Raw genomic sequence first — 2,455 nt, forward strand, 5'->3', positions numbered from 1 at the left:
CCCGCAAACGACGAAGGCGCGCCACCGATTCGGTAGCGCGCCTTCGCGGATCAGCCGGGCGTCAGTTCTTCTTGCCCGGAGCCTTCATACCCGACTTGAAGCCGAGACCGCCGGGCTTGGCGGCCGGGGGCTTGGCTGCGCCATTGCCCTCGGGAGCCGTGCTCTCGGACGCCGTTGCCGCGGTGCCATTGGCCTCGGTCGCGGCGGGCTCGGCCGGAGCCGAATCGGCCGGAGCCGCAGGCGTTTCGGCGGCCGGATCGGCCGGTTCCGCCGCGGGAGTGGCGGTCGCGCCGGGGGCCTTCGGGCCGGGACGCTTCAGGCCGGACTTCATGGCCAGGCCCTTGGCCGCGACGGTCGGCTTGGCCTCGGTCGCCTCGGTCGCCTCGGCGGGCGCACTCGCGGCGGGAGCCGACGCGGGCTCTGCCGCAGCGGGTTCCGCGGCCGCGGGCGCTGCCGGGGCGGCGGGCTTGGCGCCCGGAGCCTTGGCGGGGCCCTTCATGGCCAGACCACCCGGCTTGGCGCCGGGGGCCTTCAGTCCACCCTTCATGGCCAGGCCACCGGGCTTGGCGGCCGGAGCCGCGGATTCGGCGGCCGGAGCGGATTCGGCCGGAGCCGAAGCGGCGGCGGCGGATTCGGCCGGGGCGGCGCTGGGAGCCTTCGCGCCGGGGGCCTTGAGGCCGCCCTTCATGGCCAGGCCCTTGCCGCCGCCGGGCGGCTTCAGACCGCCCTTCATGCCCAGACCGCCACCGGCCGGTGCGGCCTTCGGCTCGGCCGCAGCCTCGGGTTCGGCGGTCGCGACCGAGGCGGTCGCGGGCTCGGGCTCCGCGGTGCCGGACTCGCGGCTCGCCGCGGCAGGCTCGGGCTCGGCCACCTTGGGCTCCTGCACGACCTTCAGGTTCTCGCTGAGCTGCGCGGGGTCGATGCGGTCGATGGAGTTCAGCATCAACTGGGCGACATCGACGACCTCCACACCCTGGCCGACCTGCCCGCCGTCCTTGCGGGCGGTGACACCGTCGGTGAGCATGACCCGGCAGAACGGGCAACCGGTCGCGATCATCGACGGCTCGTTACCGCCACCCAGGGTATCGAGGGCCTCGTCGACGCGGTCGACATTGATGCGCTTGCCGAGCTGCTCCTCCATCCACATCCGCGCACCACCCGCACCACAGCACATGGAACGCTCACCGTGACGCGGCATTTCGACCAGGGTCGAGCCCGAGGCCGCCATCAACTCCCGCGGCGCGTTGTAGATCTTGTTGTGCCGCCCCAGATAACACGGGTCGTGGTAGGTGACGTTCTGCGCCACCGGCGACACCGGGATCAACTGCTTGGACCGCACCAGGCAGTTCAGCAGCTGGGTGTGGTGCACCACCTCGTAGCTGCCGCCCACCTGCGGGTACTCGTTGTTGAGCGCATTGAAGCAGTGCGCACAGGTGACGACGATCTTCTTCTTGGCCTGCTCGACACCGGCGAACACCGAATTCAGCACCTCGATGTTCTGCATCGCCAACTGCTGGAACAGGAACTCGTTACCCGCGCGGCGCGCCGAATCACCGGTGCAGGTCTCCTCCTGACCGAGCACCATGAATTTCACGCCCGCGGTCGCGAGCAGCTCCGCCACCGCCTTGGTGGTCTTCTTGGCGCGGTCCTCATACGCGCCCGCGCAGCCCACCCAGAACAGGTACTCGTAACCGTCGAAGGAATCCGCGTCCTGACCGAAGACCGGAATATCGAAGTCCACCTCCGAAATCCAGTTCAGGCGATCCCTGGCGTTCTGGCCCCACGGATTGCCCTTGTTCTCCAGGTTCTTGAACAGACCCGCCAGCTCGGAAGGGAACTCCGATTCGATGAGCACCTGGTAGCGGCGCATATCGATAATGTGATCGACGTGCTCGATATCCACCGGGCACTGCTCGACGCAGGCGCCACAGGTGGTGCACGACCACAACACCTCCGGATCGATAATGCCGCCGACATCCTCGCCACCTACCAGCGGGCGCTCGGCCTCGGCGCGGGCGGCCTCCGGAATCTTGGCCAGCGCACCCTCGTTCGGCTTGCCCTCGGCGTCCACCAAGCCGATCTCGTCGCCGCCCATATCCTTGCGGCCACCGGCCAGCAGGTACGGGGCCTTGGCGTAACCGTGGTCACGCAGCGACATGATCAACAACTTGGGCGAGAGCGGCTTACCGGTATTCCACGCCGGGCACTGCGACTGGCAACGGCCGCACTCGGTGCAGGTGGTGACGTCGAGGATGCCCTTCCAGGAGAAATCCTCGAACTTACCCACACCGAACGTGTCGTTGTCCGGATCGGCGGTCTCCATATCGATCGCCTTGCCCTGCGACATCATGGGCTTGGCCGCGCCGAGGGCGACGCCGCCGTCATCCTCACGCTTGAAGTAGATGTTCGGGAATGCCGAGAAGCGGTGCCACGCCACGCCCCAGGTGACATTGCG

The 2,455-nt window shown here is 68.7% G+C and carries 1 protein-coding gene; it reads right to left on the bottom strand.

Going from position 1 to position 2,455, the window contains the following annotated elements:
- Positions 1-61: 61 nt before the first annotated feature.
- A partial coding sequence (locus NC4_RS38540; protein ID WP_067549554.1) for a (Fe-S)-binding protein occupies positions 62-2,455 on the bottom strand: 2,394 nt, incomplete at its 5' end.

Origin of the sequence: Nocardia crassostreae (assembly GCF_001613405.1) — a bacterium.
Classification (GTDB): domain Bacteria; phylum Actinomycetota; class Actinomycetes; order Mycobacteriales; family Mycobacteriaceae; genus Nocardia; species Nocardia crassostreae.